The organism is Massilia sp. PWRC2 (genome assembly GCF_049896725.1).
Lineage (GTDB): Bacteria > Pseudomonadota > Gammaproteobacteria > Burkholderiales > Burkholderiaceae_D > JAFCUW01.
Genome location: NZ_JAFCUW010000001.1, coordinates 493,563 through 515,741 on the forward strand (window position 1 = coordinate 493,563; position 22,179 = coordinate 515,741).

Here is a 22,179-nt window from a genome sequence, read left to right on the forward strand (position 1 = left end):
GGATCACGGTTTATGCAAGTATCACGCGTACGGGCGCTGCGAGGCCCCAACCTCTGGAGTCACCATACCTCGGTTGAGGCGGTCGTGGTCTGTTCGCCCGACGAAGAATGCGTCGGCAACCTGACCGGTTTCGAGTCGCGCCTGCGGGCGCGCTTTCCGGCCATCTCGCCGCTGCAGCCGACCGGCCATGACGACCGCATTCCGATGGCCCACGTGTTCGAACTGGCCGCGCTCGACCTGCAGGCGCAGGCTGGCTGCCCGGTCACCTTCAGCCGCACCACCGCCACCGTCGACAGCGGCGTGTTCCAGGTGGTCGTCGAGTATTCCGAAGAAGCCGTCGGCCGGCTGGCGCTGGAACTGGCCGAGCAGCTGGTCAATGCCTCGCTGGACGACACCGCCTTCGACCTCGATGCGGCGCTGGCGCAGCTGCGTGAACTCGATGAGGACGTCCGTCTTGGGCCGTCGACCGGCGCCATCGTCGACGCCGCGATCGCCCGCAATATCCCGTTTCGCCGCCTCACTGACGGCAGCCTGGTGGCGTTCGGCTGGGGCAGCAAACAGCGCAAGATCCAGGCCGCAGAAATCGACCGCACCGGGGCGATTGCCGAATCGATCGCGCAAGACAAGGAACTGACCAAGAAACTGCTGGACGCCGCCGGCGTGCCGGTGCCGCACGGCCGCGTGGCGCTCGACGCCGACGACGCCTGGGTGGCGGCGCTGGAAATCGGCCTGCCGGTGGTGATCAAGCCGAAAGACGGCAACCAGGGCAAAGGCGTCACCGTCAACATCACCACCAAGGCGCAGATGACGGCCGGCTTTGCCGCCGCTGCCGAATTTCGCGACGATATACTGGTCGAGCGCTACCTGCCCGGCAACGACTTCCGCCTGCTGGTGGTGGGTGGCAAACTGGTCGCTGCGGCGCGCCGCGATCCACCGCAAGTCATTGGCGACGGCATCGCCAGCGTGCGCCAGCTGGTCGACAAGGTCAATCTGGACCCGCGCCGCGGCAACGGCCATTCGACCTCGCTGACCAAGATCCGTTTCGATGACATCGCGCTGGCCAGCCTGGCCGCGCAAGGCTATCAGGCCGACTCGGTGCCGCCACGCGGTCAGCGCGTCATCCTGCGCAACAACGCCAACCTGTCGACCGGTGGCGCTGCCACCGACGTCACCGACGATGTCCACCCGGAAGTGGCAGCGCGCGCCGTCGCCGCGGCCCACATGGTGGGACTGGACATCTGCGGCGTCGACCTGGTGTGCGACAGCGTGTTGAAACCCATAGAAGAGCAAGGCGGCGGCGTGGTTGAAGTCAATGCCGCACCGGGCCTGCGCATGCACCTGTCGCCATCGTTCGGCAAAGGCCGCGCGGTGGGCGAAGCGATCGTCGCCTCGATGTTCGCCGACGGCGACGATGGCCGCATTCCCGTCATCGCCGTCACCGGCACCAATGGCAAGACCACCACGGTGCGCCTGATCGCCCACCTGCTCACCAGCGCCGGCCTGCGCACCGGCATGACCAACACCGACGGCGTCTACGTCGAAGGGCGCGCCATCGACCGCGGCGACTGCAGCGGCCCGCGAAGCGCGCGCAATGTGCTGATGCACCCGGATGTCGACGCTGCCGTATTTGAGACAGCGCGCGGCGGCCTGCTGCGCGAAGGCCTGGCCTTCGACCGCTGCCAGGTGGCAGTGGTCACCAATATCGGCTCGGGCGACCACCTGGGCCTGAACTACATCACCACGCTGGAAGACCTGGCCGTACTCAAACGGGTGATCGTGCAAAACGTCGCCGATCGCGGCATGGCGGTGCTCAATGCCGCCGATCCGGTGGTGGTGAGCATGGCTGACAACTGCCGCGGCGAGGTCACCTTCTTTGCCGCCGACGGCCAGCATCCGGTCATGTCGATGCACCGTGCCAAGGGACGGCGCGTGGTCTACATCGAGCACGGCCAGCTGGTGGCCGAACAGGGTCAGACGGTGCACAAGGTGGCGCTCGCCGATGTGCCGCTCACGCGCGCTGGCGTCATTGGCTTCCAGGTCGAAAACGTGATGGCTTCGGTCGCTGCTGCCTGGGCCGTCAATCTGCCATGGGACGCCATCCGCGCCGGCCTGGCCAGCTTCGCTGGCGAATCGGACAACGCGCCCGGCCGCTTCAATGTATTTAACTATCGGGGCGCCACCGTGATCGCCGATTACGGCCACAATCCGGATGCCATCCAGGCGCTGGTCGGCGCCGTCGACGGCATGCCGGCCAAACGGCGCTCGGTGGTCATTTCCGGCGCCGGCGATCGGCGCGACGAAGACATCCGCCAGCAAACCGAAATCCTCGGCGCCGCCTTCGATGACGTGCTGCTCTACCAGGACCAGTGCCAGCGCGGCCGCGCCGACGGCGAAGTGGTGGCATTGCTGCGCCAGGGCTTGCAGGGCGCCGCGCGCACCAGCCATATCGATGAAATCAATGGCGAATTCGTCGCCATCGATACCGCGCTGGCGCGTCTGGCGGCCGGCGACCTGTGCCTGATCCTGATCGACCAGGTCGACGAGGCGCTGGCACACATCGCGGCGAAGGTGGCCGCCGGCTAGCTTGCAAGCCACGCTTGGGCTGGCGCAGTGCGCTGCCAGCCCAAGCGACTGATGCTGCTCCCCTGCCCTGTCAGGCGACCATCATGTCGCAACGCAATCACAAGGCATTGACCAAGGTGGCTGGCGCCGTCGCCCTGCTACCGCTGAGCTGGGCCTGAGGGCAGGCAAGACAGTTTCTGAACATCGGAATTTTCCCTCGAACAATTACTCGACAAAACCGCCATTCTGCGGACCTTTGTGTGTGCGGCAAAATAATGCGCACCAGCGCACCATCGATGCTCCTGACGTTACCTGGAGCAGCCATCATGATCGACACCGACACCGTAGAACCAGCGGTCATCAGCTCCGCCCATCTGCAGGCAGCCGCGCGCCTGCAGCAACCGCTGGCGGCGCTGGCCGAAGCGATGGACGCCGTCGAGCGCGTCGCCATGCAGGTCGGCCACTCGACCTATATGCAGCAACTGGTGGCCGAGCGGGCGCGCTACCAGCGTCTGCATGCGCTGAGCTATAACGCCGCCACCCTGGCCGCGACCCTGGCCACGCCCGGCTGCGTGCACCAGCTGCTGCAGCTGCTGGTGCCGACCCTGGTGTTCCCCGCCGCCACCCCGATGCAGGTCGACCTGAGCGGCGAGATGCTGCACCGCGCCCGCCGCCTGGCCGAATTGCACAAGGAAAATCTGCGCAAAATGATCGCCAGCGAGGCGCGCCGGCTGCAACTGGACACCGCGCCGGCCACCGACGGCACGTGCAGCGTCGCCGACGACACGCCGAGCTTGCAGCAGCAGCTCGATGCGGCGGCACCGCCGGCCTGAGGCACACTGCAGGCGCATGCCGACAGTGGTATTGAAGGCATTGGTGTAGAGTTGCCCTTACCATTTTAAGGAGCGCAGCATGACTACACCAACCACCATCGCACAACGCCGACTGGGCAGCCAGGGTCTGACGGTATCGGCCGTGGGCCTGGGCTGCATGGGCATGAGTACCGCCTATGGCGAGGCTGACCGCAGTGAATCGATCGCCACCCTGCAGCGCGCGATTGACCTGGGCGTGAATTTTTTCGACACGGCCGAAGTGTATGGGCCGTACACCAACGAGACCCTGCTCGGCGACGTATTCAAGGGGCGCCGCGACCAGGTCGTCATCGCCACCAAGTTCGGCTTTCGCATCGAGGAAGGCGTCAATACCGGCTTGAACAGCGATCCGGCGCACCTCCGCCGCGCCGTCGAAGGTTCGCTCAAACGCCTCGGCACCGACCACATCGACCTGCTCTACCAGCACCGCATCGATCCGCAGGTACCGATCGAAGAGGTGGTCGGGGCGATGGCCGAGCTGGTCCGTGAAGGCAAGGTGCGCTACCTCGGTTTGTCGGAAGCGGGGGTGGCCAATATCCGCCGCGCCCACGCGGTGCACCCGATCAGCGCGCTGCAAAGCGAGTACTCGCTGTGGGAGCGCAATCTGGAAGACGACGTCTTGCCCGTCCTGCGCGAACTGGGCATCGGCCTGGTGCCATTTAGCCCGCTGGGACGGGGCTTTTTGGCCGGTACCGCCAGGCGCGCCGAAGACTATCCGCCCAGCGACTTCCGCCACCTCGACCCGCGCCTGCAGGGCGCCAACTACGACGCCAACATGCAGGCGGCCGCCAGCGTGCGGGCGATCGCCGACGCCCATGGCGCCGCCCCCGGCCAGATCGCGCTGGCCTGGGTGCTGCGCCAGGGCGCCGACATCGTGCCGATTCCCGGCACCAAGCGGCGCAGCTATCTCGAGCAAAACATCGGCGCCCTCGCCATCACCCTCACTGACACCGACCTGGCCCAGCTCGACAGCGCGCTCGCCAGGGTCGCCGGTCCGCGCTACAACGCCGAGCGCATGGCCACCGTCGACCGCTAAGGACCACCAAGGACCACCAAGGACCACCAAGGACCACTAAGCATCGTGTCCACCGGCGCCGTCAAACAGGGCGCGGAACTGGCGCACCGCCGCCGCCGCCGACGGCGCCCCGTAGACGCTTGAAATGGCCGCCACCATGGCCGCGCCGCGCGCCACCAGCGGCGCCGCGTTGGCCGGCGTCATGCCGCCGATGACGACGGCCGGCAGCGTCACGGTGGCGCACGACCAGTCGACAATATCGGCCGCCGTCGTCACCGCGTACTGCTTGACGCGCGACGGATAAAAGCCGCCGTAGGCGACGTAACTTGCGCCCTCCCCGGCGGCGCGCAGCGCCAGCGCGCGCTCGCCATAACACGAGGCGCCGATGATGGCTTGATCGCCCAGCTGCGCGCGGGCTGCCGCCACGCTGGCATCACACCCTCCCACATGAACGCCATCAGCGCCCAGTTCCATGCACACATCGATGTGGTCATTGATAATCAAGGGCACAGCGTAGCGCCGGCACAGCGCCAGCAGCTGCGCGGCCTGCTGCAGGCGCAGGGCCGGGTCGGCGCCCTTGTGGCGGTACTGCAGCATGGCGACGCCGGCCTGCAGCGCCTGTTCGGTGCGCGCCAGCAGGGCGGCAGTGTCGTCCCAGTCCGGGGTAACCAGATATACACCGTTTATAGTATTCATATTAATGCGAGCGCCTCGCTTGAGACATCGGGAACGGGCAGCCAGCGCGCCGGGATACGCTGGCCGCTGGCGATCGAAAACGAGTCCGCCAGCGCCGCCTGGGTGTAGCGCTGGGCGCTGTCGAGGGCGCTGGCCATGGCGTCGCCGCAGGCCAGGCGGGCGCTAATTGCCGCTGCCAGCGTGCAGCCGCTGCCGTGAAAGGCGCCGGCCAGCCGCGGCCAGCGCCAGGCGCGCGCGCCGCCCGGGCCGAACCAATGGTTGAGCACCTGATTCTCGCCCGGACCAATGGCGTGGCCACCGGTGATCAGGACGTCGCCACGCCAGCGCTGGCGCAGCGCGGCTGCCTGCGCCGCCACCCCGCTGCAGCCGGCCAACAGCGCCGCCTCCGGCACATTTGGCGTCATCAAACTGGCCAGCGGCAGCAGCGGCTGCAACGCCGCCAGCGGCGAGAGCGGGTCGCCATGGCCGCTGCCGAGCACCGGATCGAGCACCACCGGCAGCGCCGGGTAGCGCGCGCGCAGCACCTTGATGACGCGGGCGATGGCAACGCCATTGGCGAGGCTGCCGACCATGCCCACCTTGACCGCGTGCACCTGCATCTTGGCCAGCAGCGCCATCGCCTGGCGTTCAACAAGGTCTGCCTCGGTGGGAACGACGGCGAACACGTGGTCGTTGTCCTGCACCGTGATGGCGGTGGCCACCGGCAGCGCGTGCGCCCCCAGCGCGGCAATGGCCAGCAGGTCAGCGGCCAGGCCGGCGCCGCCGCTGGGATCGAGGCCGGCAAACACCAGCACCGTGGGCCGGCTGTTATTCGGCGGTGCGCTCATGCCAGCATGCCCGTCAGCGGCGACGACGGCGCAGCGGCAAAGCGGCGCGCCATGCGCCCGGCCAGGCGCGCCTGCCGTCCCGCCTGCACCGCCAGCTTCATGGCGTGGGCCATGCGCAGCGGATCGGCGGCGCCGGCGATCGCCGTGTTCATCAGCACACCGTCGCAGCCGAGTTCCATGGCAATGGCGGCATCCGACGCCGTGCCAACGCCAGCGTCGACCAGCACCGGCACCTTGGCCTGCTCGATGATCAGCGACAGGTTCCACGGATTCAGAATGCCCATGCCGGAGCCGATCAACGAGGCCAGCGGCATGATCGCCACGCAGCCGATGTCTTCGAGCAGCCTGGCCTGGATCGGATCGTCGCTGCAATAGACCATCACATCAAAGCCGTCGCGCACCAGCGCTTCGGCAGCCTTGAGCGTTTCCGGCATGTGCGGGAACAGGGTGTGCTGGTCGCCCAGCACTTCGAGCTTGACCAGCTGGCGCCCACCCAGCAGCTCGCGCGCCAGCTGCAGGGTGTAGACAGCGTCGGCGGCCGTGTAGCAGCCGGCGCTGTTGGGCAGGATGGTAAATTGGTCTGGTGGCAGCACGTCGAGCAGGCTCGGTGCGTGCGGGTCCTGGCCGATATTGACGCGGCGGATGGCCACCGTGATGATGTCGGCGCCGGCGGCGATGGTGGCCTCGCGCGTTTGCGCCAGGTCGCGGTATTTGCCGCTGCCGACCAGCAGGCGTGAATTGTAGGAGACGCCGGCGATGGTGAGGCAGTCGGCCGGTTCAGTCGCGTTTGAGTAATGCATGGGGTGTCCTTGGATGGGGTTCATCAGCTTTTTTTGAAGCGGGTCAGCCGCCGCCGATGGCGCGCACGAGGTCGACGCAGTCGCCGGCAGCAATGCGCTGCAGCGGCCAGCGTGCGCGCGGCACCACCTGGCGGTTGACGGCCAGCGCCAGCGCCTGGTGCTGCATGGCCAGATGCTCGATCAGGTCGGCGAGGGTGCTGCCGGCTGCCAGCTGGCAGGCAGCGCCGTTGAGGATGAAATCAGTCGCGGGGGGCGATCCTGCCATGGCCAGCCTCATAGCTTCTGGTACAGCGCCGCGCCGCGCTTGACGAATTCAACCGCCTTGGTCTGCATGCCCTGCTCGAGCGCGGCGGCACCGGATATGCCCAGACCGGCGGCGTACTGGCGTACTTCCTGGGTGATCTTCATCGAACAGAAATGCGGTCCGCACATCGAACAGAAGTGCGCCACCTTGGCCGATTCCTTGGGCAGGGTTTCATCGTGAAACAGGCGCGCCTTGTCGGGATCGAGCCCGAGGTTGAACTGGTCGTCCCAGCGAAATTCGAAGCGTGCCTTGGACAGGGCGTTGTCGCGGATCTGCGCGCCCGGATGGCCCTTGGCCAGGTCGGCCACGTGGGCGGCGATTTTATAGGTGATGATGCCGTCCTTGACATCATCCTTGTTGGGCAGGCCCAGATGTTCCTTCGGCGTCACGTAACACAGCATGGCGGTACCGTACCAGCCGATGGTGGCGGCGCCGATGCCAGAAGTGATGTGATCGTAGCCGGGCGCGATGTCGGTCGTCAACGGGCCCAGCGTATAGAACGGCGCCTCCATGCACTGCTCGAGCTGCAGGTCCATGTTCTCGCGGATCAGGTGCAGCGGCACATGGCCGGGCCCTTCGATCATCACCTGCACATCATGGCGCCAGGCCACCTGGGTCAGTTCGCCCAGCGTTTTGAGCTCGGCTAACTGGGCTTCGTCGTTGGCGTCGAAAATCGAGCCCGGGCGCAGGCCGTCACCAAGGCTGAACGAAACGTCATATGCCTTCATGATCTGGCAGATCTCTTCGAAATGCGTGTAGAGGAACGATTCCTGGTGGTGCGCCAGGCACCACTTGGCCATGATGGAACCGCCGCGCGAGACGATGCCGGTCAGGCGTCTGGCCGTCATCGGCACGTAGCGCAGCAGCACGCCGGCGTGGATGGTGAAGTAATCGACGCCCTGCTCGGCCTGTTCGATCAGGGTGTCGCGAAAAATCTCCCAGCTCAAGTCTTCGGCCTTGCCGTTGACCTTTTCGAGCGCCTGATAGAGCGGCACGGTGCCGATCGGTACCGGGCTGTTACGGATCACCCACTCACGCGTTTCGTGAATGTGTTTGCCGGTCGACAGGTCCATGACATTGTCGGCGCCCCAGCGGATCGCCCAGGTCATCTTTTCGACCTCTTCGCCGATCGAGGACGTCACCGCCGAATTGCCGATATTGGCGTTGATCTTGACCAGGAAATTGCGGCCGATGATCATCGGTTCGACTTCCGGGTGATTGATGTTGGCGGGGATGATGGCGCGGCCGCGGGCGATTTCGGCCCGCACGAATTCGGCTGTGATATCGGCGGGCGTGGCGGCGCCAAACGACTGGCCCGGATGCTGGCGGCCCATCAGCTCGGCCATGCGTGCGCCGTTCGGGCCGGCGGCGCGCAGCTCGGCCAGGTATTCGCGGCGCCGGCCGTTTTCGCGGATGGCGACAAATTCCATTTCCGGCGTGATGATGCCGCGCCGCGCGTAGTGCAGCTGGGTGACGTTGGCGCCCGCACGCGCACGCCGCGGCAGGCGCTGCAACGCAAAGCGCATGGCGGCGGTGGCCGGGTCGGCGGCGCGCGCGGCGCCGTAGGCGGAGCTGGGGCCGCTCAGCTGCTCGGTATCGCCGCGCTCGACGATCCACGGGGTGCGCGGACACGGCAGGCCGGCCTGGATATCGATGGTGATGTCGGGATCGCTGTACGGTCCCGAGGTATCGTAGACGCAGACGGGCGGATTGGCTTCGGCGCCAAAGCCCTCGGCGGTGGCCGACTGGCTGATGGCGCGCATCGGCACGCGCACATCGCTGCGGCTGCCCTGCACATAGATCTTGCGCGAGTTCGGCAAGGGGGCGATGGCGGCAGCGTCGACGACGGCGGTGGAGGACAGGAACGGCGCGCTGCTGCTACCGGGCCGGGGTACAGATTGCGGTAACGGTTCAGTTAAAGATTGAGTTGCGGCTTGCGTTACGGAAGATGATACAGATGCAGTCACGGTTGGCTCCTTTGGATGACTCGAAACAAGGAGCCAGCAAAGGAGTGCGCAAGCACGGCATGCAGCCGCGATCACGTTGCTTCCCTTCGCTGGCATTACCCAGATCAGGTTCGAAGGGTGTTTCTCACCCGCGCCACGCATGTGCGTGTTGCAGGACCCCTAGCGTTTGCCGCACGATGCGGCAGGCTCGATTCTAAGCGCATTTGAAACAAAGCCACAAGCGCTGCGCTGAATTATTTTTCGCCAGGCATGTGCGCGACGATGAGCACGTCTCACCTTTTCACAAAACAATGTTGGCCTGAAAAAGTTGCGATGGGGTGAGAAGAATTCCTACAACACGCGCAAAAATCTTCCTACACGGTCGGCCTGCAGCCTGCCCTACCATGAACTTCCTTAGCAACGCGACTGCATCAATGGCGCTGCTTCGATACCATCTATTGACCACAGGAGATCAGCATGGCAACGAATAATCAAGGCGGGAATAAATCCGGCAACGATCAGAAATCGACGAATAATCAGGGCAGCCAGAGCACTCAGGGCACTCAGGATAAGCAGGGCAGCCAGGGCAAACAAGGCAGCGGCAGCAGCCAAAGTAGCGGCGACACCAGCAACCGCGGCTTTGCATCGATGGACCCGGACCGGCAGCGTGAAATCGCCGCCGAAGGTGGCCGCGCAGCGCACGCCTCCGGCCATGCGCACGAGTTCACCTCCGAAGAGGCGCGCAAGGCTGGCTCGATGAGCCACAAGAACGATGGCAGTGAGCAAAGCGGCAGTAGCGGCAGTAGCGGCAGTGCCAGCAAATCGTCCGGCGGTTCCAGCGGTTCCAGCGGCACCAGTGATACCGGCAGTTCTAAAGCCGGCAGCGGGTCGGGCGGCGGCCGTTCCAAATAAGCGGGTGGGCACCACTGAGTTCACCTTCGGGACAACGACCTGACGGCACCAGTCCCCTTGCTGCAGGCGCCAGCAGAAGAGGGACTGGCAGCGCCGGTGCCTGTCCCAATTTGCCTCAATCGAACGTCCTCATCGCGCAGCGCCTGGCGCACCGGCGCCGTTGACGATGCCCGCCACAAAATCACGATACGTGCGCAGCGGCCGTCCCAGGATCGCCGTCAGCCGGGCGCGGTCGCCAGACCCCGGCAGCATGCCGTCGCTGACAAAGCGCGCCGTCATCAGCCGCATTTCATAGGCCATCCAGTGCGGCAGGAACTGGCGCAGCGTTTGTTCGAACGGAGCGGTGTCATCGCCGCCATACACAACCGGCCGGCCCAGCAGCTCAGCCCAGACAGCGGCCGCATCCGCGCCCGTCAAGGTGTCGGCTCCGACTACGTTGATATGCTCGGTCGGCAGCGGGCGGGTGGCGCGGTCGCGGTGGATCAGCTCGATGGCGGCCAGTTCCGCGAGGTCACGCGTGTCGATCATCGCCAGGCCCTTCGCGCCAATCGGCATCGGATAGACCCCGTGCCCCAGCACCGTATCGCGCACAGTCAGATCGTTTTGCATGAAATACGCCGGGCGCAAAATGGTCGCGCTAAACCCCATCTGCTCGATCATGCGCTCGACCCCGAACTTGACGGCAAAGTGCGGCACGTTGACGTAACGGTCGCTGTGCATGACGGACAGGTAGACCAGCCGCTGCACACCCGCCTCGCGCGCCAGGTTCAGCACCGTCAGTGCCTGGGTAAATTCATCGGCGGCCACTGCATTGAGCAAAAACAGGCTGGAGACGCCAGCGAGCGCGCGCCGCAAGGCATCGGGTGCCAGCAGCTCGCCCTGCACCAGTTCGACACTGGCCGGCAGATGGGCCTTGGCAGGATCGCGCACCAGCGCGCGCACGGCGACGCCGCGCCCGAGCAGTTGATCAACGACCTGGCGGCCGACTGCGCCGGTGGCGCCAATAACGAGTGTACTCATGATGAACTCCTTGGTAGGGTGGGTAAAACGGTCAAAGGTGAAGCAGTGAAACCATGGTAGTCATTCCAATTCGAAGCCGAAAGACGGTAAAATTAAACAGACTGTCTCAGTGGTGGAACATATGGATATGCAAGCGCTGGTCGATTTCAACCTGGTGGCCCGCCACGGCGGCGTCGGCCGCGCCGCGCGCGCCAGCGGACGGCCGAAGGCCACCCTGTCGCGGCGCGTGGTCGAACTCGAGAGCAGCCTCGGACTGCGGCTGTTCGAGCGCGGCGCGCGCACCCTCAAGCTGACCGAGGAAGGCCAGGCGCTGTACCAGCGCACCTCGTTGCTGCTGCGCGAAATCGACGAGACGGCGGCGGCGCTCACCGAGGGCGCCGGCCAGCCGCGCGGCCGCCTGCGCATCAGCGCGCCGCTGCTGTTTTCGCAGGCCGCGATGGGCAAGCTGGCGGCCGGCTTCGCCCTCAAGTACCCCGAGGTACGCCTCGAGGTGAGCAGCGAGGACCGCGCGGTCGACATGGTCGAGGAAGCGTATGACCTGGTCATCCGCGTCAACCCGGCTGTTGACGAGCGTCTGATCGGCCGCATTTTTTTGCGCGACCGCCTGCTGGTGGTGGCGCACCCGCAGCAGCGCCGGCCGGCTGGCGACGCCAGCGTCGCCGCGGTGGTGCGCGGCAGCGCCGATGTCAGCGCAGGGTGGCAGCTGGCCAGCGACGCTGCTGCAGGTGGCCCGGCTGTCCCTGTTACGCTGGCGGTCGAACCAGTGCTGCGGCTGGCCTCGCTGTTCATGGTGCGCGACGCCGTGCGGCTGGGGGTCGGTGCCGCCTGCCTGCCGCTGTCGCTGGTCAGCGACGATCTGGCGGCGGGTACCCTGGTCAGCTGGGGTGCCGTCGATGCGCCCGAGATTGCGCTGTGGGCGCTGTATCCGTCGCGCCGGCTGCGCAGTGCGCGCGTGTCGGCCTTTCTGGCGTATCTGCAGCAAGCTTCCCTGCCGGTACGGCGGAGGAACTGGCCATGCTGGTCGATGGAGCGCCGCACCGCGCCAGCGCGCCGGCGCCAGCGGAAAGGCGCGAGTGCCTTGCCCATCCACGGTAAAATGGCCGCAGCGGCCACGTGGCTGCGCACTTCCCACCGCAATAATTACACCTTCATCGATGACCACCGTTCCAGCTGAAATCAACCCGGCCGCCGTCAAGCACAGCGCCGCCGAAAAAGTCACGCCCATGATGGCGCAATACGGCCGCCTGAAAGCCGACTATCCCACCATGCTGCTGTTTTACCGCATGGGCGATTTCTACGAGCTGTTTCATGACGATGCCGAAAAAGCGGCGCGCATCCTTGGCATCACCCTCACTGCGCGCGGCAATGCCAACGGCAGTCCGATCCGCATGTGCGGGGTGCCGTTTCACTCGCTCGATCCCTACCTGGCCAAGCTGGTCAAGCTGGGCGAATCGTGCGCGATCTGCGAGCAGATCGGCGACCCCGCCACCAGCAAGGGGCCGGTCGAGCGCAAGGTGGTGCGGGTGGTCACCCCGGGCACGCTGACCGATACCGACCTGCTGCCAGAAAAAGCCGAACGGCCACTGCTGGCGGTGTGCGTGATCCACCAGCGCAAGGTGGCCACCACCGGGCTGGCCTGGCTGTCGCTGGCCTCGGGCGCCCTCAAACTGATGGAGTTTACCGGCGACGCCCGCACCGTCGGTGCCCGCCTGCAGCAGGAACTCGAGCGCATCGTGCCAGCCGAAATTTTGCATGCCGACGGCGGCGCCGCCGACCTGTTCGACGATGGCGTGTTTGCTGGCCACACGCAGCACGTGCCCGACTGGCACTTCGACGTCGTCGGCGGCCACCGCGCGCTGCTCGAGCAGCTCGGCGTGGCCACCCTCACCGGCTTTGGCGCCGACGGCCTGGGCGCCGCCTTTGGTGCGGCCGGCGCGCTGCTGCGCTATGCCCAGGCCACCCAGGGGCGCGGCCTGCAGCACGTCAAAAGCCTGGCGCTGGAAAGCGAGCACGAATTCATCGGCCTCGATGCCGCCACCCGCCGCAACCTCGAGCTGACCGAGACCATCCGTGGCCAGGAAGCGCCCACCCTGTTTTCGCTGCTCGACCACTGCCGCACGGCGATGGGCTCGCGCCTGCTGCGTCACTGGCTGCACCACGCACGGCGCGACCAGGGTGTCGCCCGCCAGCGCCACCAGGCGATTGCCGCACTGGCCGCCAGCGACACCAGCGCGCCGCTAGCGGCCACCCTGGCCAAGGTGCCCGACATCGAACGCATCACCACCCGCGTGGCCCTGCTGACGGCGCGTCCGCGCGATCTGGCCAGCCTGCGCGACGGCCTGCGCCAGTTGCCCGCCTTGCGCCAGCTGGTGGCGCACAGTGTCGTCGCCGGCGCCGCCGACCTGCTCTCGACCATCCACGCGGCGCTGGCCACGCCGACCGCCTGCCTCGACCTGCTCACGCGCGCGGTGGCCGAAGAGCCGGCCGCGATGGTGCGCGACGGCGGCGTGTTCGCGCCCGGTTACGACGCCGAACTCGATGAATTGCGCGGTCTGTCGGAAAACGCCGGCGCCTACCTGGTCGACCTGGAAACGCGCGAGCGCGCCCGCACCGGCATTGCCAACCTGCGCGTCGAATACAACCGCGTGCACGGCTTTTATATCGAAGTGACCCACGGCCAGACCGACAAGGTGCCGGACGACTACCGCCGCCGCCAGACCCTGAAAAACGCCGAACGCTACATCACGCCTGAACTCAAGCTGTTCGAGGACAAGGCACTGTCGGCGCAGGACAAGGCGCTGGTGCGCGAAAAGCTGCTCTACGAGCTGCTGCTGGCCGAGCTGGCGCCGCACATCACGCTATTGCAAAGCATCGCGCAGGGGCTGGCCCAACTCGATACGCTCACCGCCCTGACCGCGCACGCGCTGGAACGCAACTGGTGCGCGCCGCAGCTGGTGGCCGAGCCATGCCTGGACATCCGCGAAGGACGCCATCCGGTGGTCGAAGCGCAGATCGAGCGCTTTATCGCCAACGACTGCGACTTCTCCAACGAACGGCGCCTGCTGCTCATTACCGGCCCGAACATGGGCGGTAAATCGACCTTCATGCGCCAGGTCGCCTTGATTACCTTGCTGGCGTATGTCGGCAGCTATGTGCCGGCCGCCAGCGCCACCATCGGCCCGATCGACCGCATCTTTACCCGCATCGGCGCCACCGACGACCTGGCGGGCGGGCGTTCCACCTTCATGGTCGAAATGACCGAATCGGCGGCCATCCTGCACGGCGCCTCCGAACACTCGCTGGTGCTGATGGATGAAGTGGGGCGCGGTACCTCGACCTTCGACGGCCTGGCACTGGCGTGGGCAATCGCCCGCCACCTGATCGATGTCAGCCGCAGTTTTACCCTGTTCGCCACCCATTATTTTGAATTGACCCAGCTGCCCGAGAGCCACCCGAGCGCCGCCAACGTCCACCTGTCGGCGGTCGAGCACAAGGACAGCATCGTGTTTTTGCACGCGGTCCAGGCCGGACCGGCCTCGCAAAGCTACGGCCTGCAGGTGGCGCAGCTGGCCGGGGTGCCGCCGGCGGTGATCAGGGCGGCCCGCAAGCACCTGGCGCGGCTTGAATCGCAGGCGCTCGACAGCACGCCGCAACTGGATCTGTTCGCCCTGCCCCGGATTGACGAGAACGACGATGAGGACGACAACGACAACGAGGACGAGGCGACGACGCCAGCCGAGCGTGCCGTGCTTAACGACGATCCGGCCCACGCCCTGCTGCGCGCCGCCCTCGACGCCATCGATCCCGATGCGTTGACCCCGCGCGAGGCGCTTGAGCAGCTGTACCAGTTAAAACGCCTGGCAGCATGAAGCGGCGCCTGCTCGCTGCCGTCCTCAGCTCGCTGGTGCTGCTGACGCTGGCGTGGCCAGCAGCAGCACAAAAACTCAGCAAGGGCGCCGGCAGCGTGCAACAAGCTGACCCTGACCGTCACCAGTTCGGCATCATCGGTCACAGCTTCCATGCCAGCGGTGGCGAGGCACGCCTCAAGCAGGCCATCAGCGACGAGAGCGAAGCGGCACTCGCCTTTGTCGTTGTCACCGGCATCAAGGGCGTCGAAGAAGCGTGCAGCGACCGCCTGTATGCGCGCCGCCGCGAACTGCTCGACGATGCCAAGCGTCCCTTGATCGTGCTGCCCGCCAGCAGCGACTGGAGCGAGTGCAAAAACTCGGCCGGCCGCTCGGCCGCCATCGAACGCTTGAACCGCCTGCGCGAACTGTTGTATGGCGAATCGACTTCACTGGGCGTGCGCAAGCTGGCGCTGACGCGCCTGTCGACCAATACCAAGTTCCGCAGCTATGCCGAGAACGCCCACTGGCAGGTTGGCGATGTGCTGTATGCCACCGTCAATCTGCCAGCCAACAACAACCACTATCGCCCGGAAGCGGGACGCAACAGCGAATTCGAAGACCGCATGGTGGCCAACCGCTTCTGGCTGAACCGGCTGTTTGCAATGGCCAGGCGCCAGCAACTGGCGGCGGTGGTGCTGTTTTCCGAAGGCGATGTAAAAGCGCTGGCGCCACGCAGCGGCCTGCGCGGGCTGTTGGACCGTGCCACCGCCAACGCCGACGGCTTCGACGAGCCGCGCCGCCAGATCGCCACGCTGGCCGCCAAGTTCGGCGGCCGGGTGCTGCTGGTCGATAGTGATTTGACAGCGCCAAAGGCGGTGCCTGCCATCGAGTGGCGCGGCAAGCTGGGCCACCTGAGCCTGGGATCGCAGGCGGTTGAAGTGGTGGTGACGCCGGGCACGGCGCAGCTGTTCACGCTGCAAAGCGCAGCGGACGAAAAGTAGCCGCTGAAGGTCGGGCTTAAAAAAAGCGCGTAAAAAAAGGGGCCGGCACCGGCAGCCAGCCCCCTTGTTTATTTTAACGAAGCGCCGATCAGTGGACCGGGTGCGAACGGAACTCGTCGCCGGCGCTATCGTCGCCGTCGTCGCCTTCGTCATGACCATGATGGTGGCCATGGGCGCCGTGCACGTGTTCGTGCTGGATTTCTTCTTCGCTCGCTGCGCGCACCTCGACAACCGACAGTTCAAAGCGCAGCGCCATGCCGGCCAGCGGGTGATTGCCGTCGAGGACAACCTTGTCGTCAGCGATGTCGGTGACGGTGAAAATCATCGCCTCATCGTCGCCTTCCGGGCCATCGGGCATGCCTTCGAACTGCATGCCCACTTCGAGCGGCTCCGGCAGGCGGTTGCGCGGCTCGACCTTGACCAGCGCTGGATCGTAGTCGCCGAAGGCATCATCCGGTTCAACCTGGATGGTGGCGGCGTAGCCGACTTCCTTGCCGTCGAGTTCTTCTTCGATTTTCGGCAGCGTGTTTTCGTAGCCGCCGTGCAGGTAGACCATGGGCTGATTGCCGTCTTCGATCAGGTTGTTCTGTGCATCGGACAGTTTGTATTTGACCGTGACGACGGTGTTTTTGCCAATCTTCATCGTGCTACCCTTTCTATGTTTTGAGCAGGCAGATTATACCCTCGCCTGCCGGTTCGGCCATACCGCGCCGGTTATAATGGCGCATGAAAAAACTTCCGCTTCTCGGCGACCTGACGCCGGCCCAGTTTTTACGCGATTACTGGCATAAAAAACCGCTGCTGATCCGCCAGGCCATCCCCGGCATGAAGGCGCCCGTCAGCGTCGATGCGCTGGCCAAGATGGCCACCGAAAACTTCGTCGAGTCGCGCCTGATCACCAATGTGGACGGCGACTGGCAAATGCAGCACGGTCCCCTGACCGCACTGCCGGCGCGCACGCAAGCGGGCTGGTCCATGCTGGTACAGGGCGTCAACCTGGTCGATGCCCGCGCCGACGCCCTGTTGCGCCAGTTCCGCTTCATTCCCGATGCCCGGCTCGACGACTTGATGATCAGCTTCGCCACCGATGGCGGCGGCGTCGGTCCCCATTTTGACAGCTACGACGTATTCCTGCTACAGGCGCACGGCAAGCGGCGCTGGCGCATTTCGGCGCAAAAAGACCTGACCCTGGTCGAAGGCATGCCGCTAAAAATCCTGAAAAACTTCGTTGCCGAGGAAGAGTATCTGCTCGAGCCGGGCGACATGCTGTATTTGCCGCCCCATTACGCCCACGACGGCGTCGCCGAAGGCGATTGCATGACCTGTTCGATCGGCTTTCGTTCGCCGTCTTACCAGGAACTCGGTGAAGCATTCCTGCAGTTCATGGCCGATTCGATCGACCTGCCGGGCCGCTACAGCGACCCTGATCTGGCCGTATCGAGCAAGCCGGCGGAAATTCCCCGCCACATGCTCGACACCGTCATCGAGGAAATGAACAAGGTGCGTTTCGACGAACAGGACGTCACCATTTTCCTCGGCGAACACCTGTCTGAACCAAAGCACAACGTGTTTTTCACCGGTCCGGTCAAGCCGCTGACGATGGGGCGCTTCATCGACACCATCGGCAAGCGCGGGGTGGCGCTGTCGCTGAAAACCCAGATGCTATACCGCGGCAAGCACGTGTTCATCAACGGTGAATCATTTGCCGTCGGCCGCGCCGACAAGAGCGTGCTCGAGCCGCTGGCCAACGCGCGCGTGCTCGATGGCGCCGCCCTTGCCGGCGCCTCCGACGATGTCGTCGAAGCGCTCTACACCTGGTACCAGGACGGCTGGCTGATGCTGGGATAACGACGGCTGCGGGGCAAGCCAAACATGGGGAGGTGGGCAACATGGCAGATTCGATTACCGATGATGGTTCGCGCTTTGATTCGCGCTCTGAGCTGCACGCCCACTTTCGCGGCCTGCTGGCGCGCACCCACAAGCGGCTGCAACTGTTCGATCCCGATTTTTCCGTGTGGCCGCTCGATCAGCCGGACGTCAACGGCAGATTGCGCGAATTGCTCGCCAACGGTGCTAGCATCGAACTGGCACTGCACCGCTCCAGCCACATCGAGCGCGAGTGTCCGCGCTTTCTGCACCTGCTGCGCGACTTCAGCCACCGCATCAGCTGCCGCGCCACCCCACCGCCCCTGCGCCAGCTGACCGACTCGTTCTGCATCGGCGACGGCGTGCACATCGTGCGGCGCTTCCACTGTGACCACCTGCGCGGCGAAGTGCGCTTCGACCATCCGCCAGCAGCGGAGATCAGCGCCGAGCGCTTCGCCGCCCTGTGGCTCGAAGCGCGCCCCACCCTGGCCGTATCGACTACTGGTTTATAAGAGCGCAGCATGGTGCAAACCGAATTTTAACGATATGCCTGCCCATTTCGCATGGTGCTTCCACGGGGGTAAACATATTGTTACAAAATGAAGTCTGTTAACTGCCTGTAAAATTACATAAAAGCATCTTTTCGCTATTGCGAAGCACCAAATTTAGCTATAATATCGGGTTAGGAGGTTTCCGTTGTCTGTCAGGCACCATCACAGGTACGAAAGCTAACGCGAATTCCCTAACGAGCGATAATTACCGGTAATTATTCATCGCAATGACAGTCGTCTCTACTTTTTGAATTATTAAAGGAAAACCATGAAAAAATCCCTGCTGATCATCTCCCTGATGGCTGTTGCTCTGGCTGCTTGCAGCAAAAAAGAAGAGCCAGTTGTTGTTGCCCCGGCTCCAGTCGTTGAGACCGCTCCTGCTGCTGCTGCTGCTCCAGCTCCAGCTGCTGTCGCTGCTGACGCTGCTGCTGCCGCTTCGCAAGCTGCGTCGACCGCTGCTGACGCTGCTGCTGCTTCGAGCGCTGCTGCTTCGGCCGCTGCTCCAGCTGCTAAGTAATTTGCCTTTGGCAAAAGAGAGCCGGCCTTCGGGCCGGTTTTTTTACGCCTGCCCAACGCGCTGGGCGCTGCAGTAACCTGCACATGTAAGTAGAGCGATATTTGACCGGCCGTGTGCCGGTTTTTTTATGCGCTTTACCCGTTAACTCCGGAAAACCGCCAGCGCCGCTCTGAGGAAGCCATCGGCGCTGTCGATGCGATTGCCATCAATGGCCCAGCGCCACCCCAGGTAGTTCGCCAGATAGCGGGTGGCGACGCCATTAAAATGGCTTAGCCAGCCCTTAAAGCGGCTGTGATAGCCATTCACGTTTTGCACATGAATGGCGCCATCGACGCGGATTTTCCGTTTGAGATTGACGGCGCGGTGGGCAATGCCGGCGTCACGGGTGAACCGGCGGTAGACCGGATTGCCGTCGCTGACCAGTAAGGCATCGCTCTGCAGTGTTGGCAGCAAATGACGCTGCAGACTGGCTGCCTTTAAGGCGCCACGGCCGCCGATAAAATCAATGGTATTCGCGGCGCGGTCGCGCGCCACCACGATCGTGACCTGGTCGGCCGAAATGCCGCGCCGGCTGGCGACGCCGCCGCGCCGGCGCGCAGGTCGTGTTAACTGCTTCGCCCCCTTTTGCGACTCGAATAAAAACGTCTCGTCAACTTCGACGATGCCCTGCAGGCTGCGCGGCCGGTCAAATTTCACCCAGTCGAGAAAACGGTGGCGCCACCGAAAACTGGTGTTTGCATGCACGCCCACTTTTTTTGCTGCCCGGTGTACGGTACACGCCGGATCGCGCAAACAATCCAGATAGCTCAGCCAGCGATCTTTATGGCGCAGGCGCGCCAGCGGTGTACCCGTCAGCGCATTAAATGTGCCACCGCAGTGCTGGCAGCGATAGCGTTGCAAACCATTGGCGCTGCCGTCCCGATACAGCCTGGTGTTCTGGCAACGTGGACACTGCAAGCGGTCCTGGCCGGCCTGCTCGATCAGGGCGCAAATGCGCTTGCCGTAAATCGACTGGGCCATCTCCAGGCACACTTCCCCGCGCTCGTGCAGGCCCAATGCCCGCAAGCGTCGTAACAGCTGGTCAAAGGCGGCGCGGTCCATGTCACTCCCCTGATCAATGGTCGAGTAACTTGGAGTCGCGCGCGAGAATGAAGTTCAACAGATGTCCGGACTTTACGGGTAAAGCGCCTTTTTTACGCCTGTCGGCGGCTGACAAAAAGCCGCACGAAAAAAAAGCAGGCCCGCAGGCCTGCTTTTTTACAGTAAGGCTGTGCCGCGCTTATTTCAGCTCGTCACCCAGCAAACGCAGGATCTTGGCGCCAGTGGCACCGGTTTCGGCCTTGCCGTCATTGGTCAGCACCGTCACGTTGGTGGTGCTGGCGGTTTGACCGGCCTTGACGTTGACGCGATAGCGCTGCGCTTCTTTTTCCTTGTCGCTGGCGGCGCCGAAGCTAAACAGTTTCTTCAGGAAACTGGTGGTGCCGACATTGTCCGGATCGACGTAGCGCACGAAGTACACGCCATTGACGCGGTCGCGGTCTTCGACGGTGAAGCCGACACGGTCAAGCGCCAGGCCGACACGGCGCCAGGCGCGATCGAAACCTTCGTCGACTTCGACGGTGGTGCCGACCAGCTTGGCATGCAGCGGTTGCGCCGGCGCGTTTTGCACTTCGGCGGTCACTTGCTTGATGTCGGTGACACCCGTCAGGCGCGCCGTCAGCTTGGCCAGGAATTGCGCTTCCAGGCCCGGATCGTTGGGACGCACGGTCCACTGGGTGATTTCCTTGGCTGAACCGGTCAACACTTCTTCGGCGCCACGGTGGCTGATGTAGATCTCGGTGCTGCCGTCGGCAGCACGCTCGAGGCGGGTGCGGTACTTGTCCCGCTCGCCCGTCGAGTAGGCCGAATCGAACACGCGACCAAGGGTGCGGCGGATCACGTCCTGGGGAATCTTCGAGCGGTTTTCCGCCCAGTTGGTTTCCATGATGCCCGTCGTGGCCGATTCTTCTTCGATGGTGAAACCGGCGTCAGCCCAGAATTGCTTGAGCTGCGGCCACAATTGCTCAGGAGTTTGCTTGACCACCAGCCAGCGCTGATTGCCATTGCGTTCTACCTTGACGGCAGCCGTGCCGGTCACGCCGACCGCATCGCCAGCGGCAACCACGGCTGGCACGCCGGCCGGCGTGGCGCTCTTCTGGTAGCCCGAGGCGGTGGCGACACCGCGGCCGTCCGGAATGGCGTAGCGGTTGTCCTTCTGCAGCTGGGTCAGATCGGGCGGAATATCGAGCGGTGGCGCTTTCTTCGACGCGCGATAGTCGAGCTTGTCGGACTCGAATACCGACCCCACGAAGGTGCAGCCCGTCAGGCTGACGAGCAGAGCGGAGAGGACGAGGCCTTGCCTGGCGGCGGGGCTGATGTGGATGCGTTTTGTCATGTGGTAACGAAGTAAATGCTGCGAAATAAAGGCTGCGAAGTCGGGACGGGACCGGATGACCTCAACGGCATGGGTAACAGGTACGGCAACAGGCGCGCGGATCAGGCCGACTTCAGTACGCCAGCATCGCGCAAGGCGCCGCTGACAGTGGCATGGAACTCGTCCGCCAGGGGCACCAGCGGCAGGCGCAATCCAGCCGGCATCATACCCATGTGCGCCAGCGCCCATTTAACCGGCACCGGATTGGGTTCGACGAACAGCTTGGCATGCAGGGGCATCAGGGTATTGTTGATCGCCACTGCGCGGGCAATGTCGCCCGCCATGGCGGCCTCGCACAACTCGTGCATGCCACGCGGGGCGACGTTGGCGGTGACCGAAATATTGCCGGCGCCGCCCAGCAACATCAGCGCGATGGCGGTCGGATCGTCGCCCGAGTAGACCGCAAACGAGCTCGGCACCATCTTCAGCAGTTCAGCGCCACGGCCGATATTGCCAGTGGCGTCTTTCAGGCCAACGATGTTCGGAATCGCCGACAGGCGCAGCACGGTGTCGTTGTTCATGTCGGCGACAGTACGGCCGGGCACGTTGTACAGGATGATGGGCAGCTCGACCGCTTCGGCAATCGCCTTGAAGTGGCGGTACATGCCTTCCTGCGTAGGACGGTTGTAGTAAGGCACCACCACCAGCGCGGCGTCAGCACCGGCTTCTTTGGCGAAGCGGGTCAGCGCGATCGACTCTTGCGTCGAATTGCCGCCGGTGCCGGCGATGATCGGCATGCGGCCAGCGGCATGTTCCACTGCCAGCTTGATCAGTGCGCAATGCTCGTCGACGCTGACGGTAGCCGATTCGCCCGTGGTGCCGACGATGACGATGGCATCGGTGCCCTCGGCGCAATGCCAATCGATGAGTTTACGCAGGCCTGGCAGGTCGAGGCTGCCATCTTCATGCATTGGGGTAACAATTGCGACTATGCTGCCTTTGATCATGTTCGTAACGTTGGTGGTCAGG

The 22,179-nt window shown here is 64.6% G+C and carries 20 protein-coding genes and 1 riboswitch; of the genes, 10 read left to right on the top strand and 10 right to left on the bottom strand.

Going from position 1 to position 22,179, the window contains the following annotated elements; translation table 11 throughout:
* The first annotated feature begins 12 nt into the window (after window positions 1-12).
* The 3 genes from cphA to ACP7BZ_RS02205 all read left to right on the top strand — a co-directional run bounded on the left by cphA (window position 13) and on the right by ACP7BZ_RS02205 (window position 4,470).
* Entirely contained in the window at window positions 13-2,583 is a 2,571-nt protein-coding gene (gene cphA, locus ACP7BZ_RS02195) for a cyanophycin synthetase (RefSeq protein ID WP_426110005.1), read from the top strand.
* A gap of 305 nt (window positions 2,584-2,888) precedes the next feature.
* Window positions 2,889-3,395: a hypothetical protein gene (locus ACP7BZ_RS02200; protein WP_426110006.1), complete on the top strand. Its 507-nt coding sequence runs from the start codon at window positions 2,889-2,891 to the stop codon at window positions 3,393-3,395.
* Window positions 3,396-3,474: 79 nt separating this feature from the next.
* The gene (locus tag ACP7BZ_RS02205) at window positions 3,475-4,470 is read left to right on the top strand and encodes an aldo/keto reductase (RefSeq protein WP_426110007.1); all 996 of its coding nucleotides are present in this window, start codon (window positions 3,475-3,477) and stop codon (window positions 4,468-4,470) included.
* A 36-nt stretch (window positions 4,471-4,506) separates the two neighbouring features.
* Here the strand turns inward: ACP7BZ_RS02205 and thiE are convergent, their stop codons facing one another.
* From thiE to thiC, 5 genes are read right to left on the bottom strand one after another with little or no spacing between them, the layout of a single operon-like run.
* Entirely contained in the window at window positions 4,507-5,136 is a 630-nt protein-coding gene (thiE, locus tag ACP7BZ_RS02210) for a thiamine phosphate synthase (protein ID WP_426110512.1), read from the bottom strand.
* Window positions 5,137-5,141: 5 nt separating this feature from the next.
* Complete coding sequence (thiD, locus tag ACP7BZ_RS02215) at window positions 5,142-5,972, bottom strand: bifunctional hydroxymethylpyrimidine kinase/phosphomethylpyrimidine kinase (RefSeq protein ID WP_426110008.1); 831 nt, start codon at window positions 5,970-5,972, stop codon at window positions 5,142-5,144.
* On the bottom strand, window positions 5,969-6,772 hold the full coding sequence (locus ACP7BZ_RS02220; protein ID WP_426110009.1) for a thiazole synthase: 804 nt from the start codon (window positions 6,770-6,772) through the stop codon (window positions 5,969-5,971). Before ACP7BZ_RS02220 ends, thiD begins: the two co-directional genes overlap by 4 nt.
* 43 nt (window positions 6,773-6,815) lie before the next feature.
* Window positions 6,816-7,037: a sulfur carrier protein ThiS gene (thiS, locus tag ACP7BZ_RS02225; protein ID WP_426110010.1), complete on the bottom strand. Its 222-nt coding sequence runs from the start codon at window positions 7,035-7,037 to the stop codon at window positions 6,816-6,818.
* A gap of 8 nt (window positions 7,038-7,045) precedes the next feature.
* Window positions 7,046-8,938, bottom strand: a complete 1,893-nt coding sequence (gene thiC / locus ACP7BZ_RS02230) for a phosphomethylpyrimidine synthase ThiC (protein ID WP_426110514.1) — start codon at window positions 8,936-8,938, stop codon at window positions 7,046-7,048.
* A 169-nt stretch (window positions 8,939-9,107) separates the two neighbouring features.
* Window positions 9,108-9,214: riboswitch (TPP riboswitch) on the bottom strand.
* Window positions 9,215-9,499: 285 nt separating this feature from the next.
* Between thiC and ACP7BZ_RS02235 the strand changes: the two genes are divergently transcribed.
* On the top strand, window positions 9,500-9,934 hold the full coding sequence (locus tag ACP7BZ_RS02235) for a KGG domain-containing protein (RefSeq protein ID WP_426110011.1): 435 nt from the start codon (window positions 9,500-9,502) through the stop codon (window positions 9,932-9,934).
* Between the two features lie 129 nt (window positions 9,935-10,063).
* Here ACP7BZ_RS02235 and ACP7BZ_RS02240 read toward each other — a convergent pair whose 3' ends face one another.
* Window positions 10,064-10,954 (bottom strand): NmrA family NAD(P)-binding protein, encoded by an 891-nt coding sequence (locus tag ACP7BZ_RS02240; RefSeq protein WP_426110012.1) that lies wholly within the window; start codon window positions 10,952-10,954, stop codon window positions 10,064-10,066.
* Window positions 10,955-11,075: 121 nt separating this feature from the next.
* On the opposite strand from ACP7BZ_RS02240, the gene ACP7BZ_RS02245 reads away from it, so the two are divergent.
* The 3 genes from ACP7BZ_RS02245 to ACP7BZ_RS02255 are packed head-to-tail and all read left to right on the top strand — an operon-like array spanning window position 11,076 to window position 15,803.
* Window positions 11,076-12,128, top strand: coding sequence for a LysR family transcriptional regulator (locus tag ACP7BZ_RS02245; protein WP_426110013.1), 1,053 nt, complete (start codon window positions 11,076-11,078; stop codon window positions 12,126-12,128).
* Complete coding sequence (gene mutS / locus ACP7BZ_RS02250; RefSeq protein ID WP_426110014.1) at window positions 12,109-14,823, top strand: DNA mismatch repair protein MutS; 2,715 nt, start codon at window positions 12,109-12,111, stop codon at window positions 14,821-14,823. Before ACP7BZ_RS02245 ends, mutS begins: the two co-directional genes overlap by 20 nt.
* Entirely contained in the window at window positions 14,820-15,803 is a 984-nt protein-coding gene (locus ACP7BZ_RS02255; protein WP_426110015.1) for a hypothetical protein, read from the top strand. The genes mutS and ACP7BZ_RS02255 overlap by 4 nt, the downstream gene beginning before the upstream one ends.
* 88 nt (window positions 15,804-15,891) lie before the next feature.
* Here ACP7BZ_RS02255 and ACP7BZ_RS02260 read toward each other — a convergent pair whose 3' ends face one another.
* Complete coding sequence (locus tag ACP7BZ_RS02260) at window positions 15,892-16,446, bottom strand: FKBP-type peptidyl-prolyl cis-trans isomerase (RefSeq protein WP_426110016.1); 555 nt, start codon at window positions 16,444-16,446, stop codon at window positions 15,892-15,894.
* Between the two features lie 83 nt (window positions 16,447-16,529).
* Between ACP7BZ_RS02260 and ACP7BZ_RS02265 the strand changes: the two genes are divergently transcribed.
* The 3 genes from ACP7BZ_RS02265 to ACP7BZ_RS02275 all read left to right on the top strand — a co-directional run bounded on the left by ACP7BZ_RS02265 (window position 16,530) and on the right by ACP7BZ_RS02275 (window position 18,737).
* A complete protein-coding gene (locus tag ACP7BZ_RS02265) occupies window positions 16,530-17,651 on the top strand; it encodes a JmjC domain-containing protein (RefSeq protein WP_426110017.1) in 1,122 nt (373 codons plus the stop codon).
* A gap of 41 nt (window positions 17,652-17,692) precedes the next feature.
* On the top strand, window positions 17,693-18,181 hold the full coding sequence (locus ACP7BZ_RS02270) for a hypothetical protein (protein ID WP_426110018.1): 489 nt from the start codon (window positions 17,693-17,695) through the stop codon (window positions 18,179-18,181).
* 307 nt (window positions 18,182-18,488) lie between these two features.
* Window positions 18,489-18,737, top strand: a complete 249-nt coding sequence (locus ACP7BZ_RS02275) for a hypothetical protein (RefSeq protein WP_426110019.1) — start codon at window positions 18,489-18,491, stop codon at window positions 18,735-18,737.
* A gap of 141 nt (window positions 18,738-18,878) precedes the next feature.
* Here ACP7BZ_RS02275 and ACP7BZ_RS02280 read toward each other — a convergent pair whose 3' ends face one another.
* The 3 genes from ACP7BZ_RS02280 to dapA form a co-directional block, all read right to left on the bottom strand.
* The gene (locus ACP7BZ_RS02280; protein ID WP_426110020.1) at window positions 18,879-19,838 is read right to left on the bottom strand and encodes an IS1595 family transposase; all 960 of its coding nucleotides are present in this window, start codon (window positions 19,836-19,838) and stop codon (window positions 18,879-18,881) included.
* 178 nt (window positions 19,839-20,016) lie between these two features.
* A complete protein-coding gene (bamC, locus tag ACP7BZ_RS02285) occupies window positions 20,017-21,171 on the bottom strand; it encodes an outer membrane protein assembly factor BamC (protein ID WP_426110021.1) in 1,155 nt (384 codons plus the stop codon).
* Window positions 21,172-21,272: 101 nt separating this feature from the next.
* Window positions 21,273-22,157 (bottom strand): 4-hydroxy-tetrahydrodipicolinate synthase, encoded by an 885-nt coding sequence (gene dapA, locus ACP7BZ_RS02290; protein ID WP_426110022.1) that lies wholly within the window; start codon window positions 22,155-22,157, stop codon window positions 21,273-21,275.
* Window positions 22,158-22,179: the final 22 nt, after the last annotated feature.